The organism is Vibrio sp. 1069, from assembly GCF_033340555.1.
Genome location: NZ_JAWOWP010000112.1, coordinates 1 through 1,074, shown reverse-complemented (window position 1 = coordinate 1,074; position 1,074 = coordinate 1). Strand labels below are relative to the sequence as shown.

1 protein-coding gene is annotated in these 1,074 nt (G+C 46.0%); it reads right to left on the bottom strand.

Going from position 1 to position 1,074, the window contains the following annotated elements; all coding sequences use genetic code 11:
- Nucleotides 1-1,074 (bottom strand): choice-of-anchor I family protein (locus tag R7040_RS24790; RefSeq protein WP_318097323.1); only part of this gene is annotated, 1,074 nt, incomplete at both ends.

The window sequence follows — 1,074 nt, the reverse complement described above, 5'->3', positions numbered from 1 at the left end:
CGCTTGTTTTGGCTGGGTGATGTCGTAAACCATAATACCGCCTTGGCGCTCTAAACCGATAAATGCGTAGTATCGCCCATTGATTTTCGCTACTTCGATGGCTTCTGGCTCGATGCCTTTATCATCACTTCTGTCATCGCCGCTACTGTTGCTGTCGTTTGTGCTGTTGAAGTGTTTACCTTCGTTCAAGAGGGCAACTGTTGCGAAATCGTCTCCACTATCAAAAACTAGCTCACCATTTTCATTCCAAATTGAGAATGAACGCGCGCCAAATGCTTGAACGTTTTCTTCTGCGTTTAATGTGTGGTTTGGTTTGATAACTTTGAGTCTAGCTAGCTGTTTGTTGTCTTTCAGAGCTCCAGCAAGAGGGTGGTCGGTCGTAACTTTGAGTTTTTTGCCACGGACTTCGTCGATATGGCTCAAACAGGAGCCTTTGACATTGGTGTAATCTGGCGTACCATGATAGTCATCCTCGTCCCACTTGAACCCTGCTTGATCACATTCAGCTTGAGTGGTTTTAAAACCATATTCGCGACCATCCCCTTCGTTGGCTGAAACAATGTAGGTTTGGCCGTTGACAGAGTAACTGTCTAGCGTGTCGGGCATGTACAAGCCAACCAGCTGCGGATAGCTTTTCAAATTGCCGATGATCTTATCTTTATTTGAGGCGTCCAGCTTTGAATTCGACCAAGACTTTTCCCCTAAAGCGACAATTTTTTCTACCGATTGGCTTTGTGGATCAATAATCGCCATTGCGTTATTTTCCTGCAAGGCGACATAAATTTTCCCGTTGTCGGCAAACGTCAGATATTCCGGTTCAAGGTCTTGAGCAATTGAGGCATTAGGGCTGGAAATACGCACCGCTTTTGGCAATTCATCTGAGCGCACTCCATCAAACTCGCCAAAGCCAATTTGCGTAACGTCAGCATTGTTAATACCTTTGCTCAAATCGACCAACGTCACGCTACCTTCGGGATCGATACTGTAATCGGAGTTCGGTTCGCCTTCGTTTGCGGTGGCAATGTAACGACCATCTTTAGAAAAACCAACCATATCTGGCAGCGCACCGGTTTT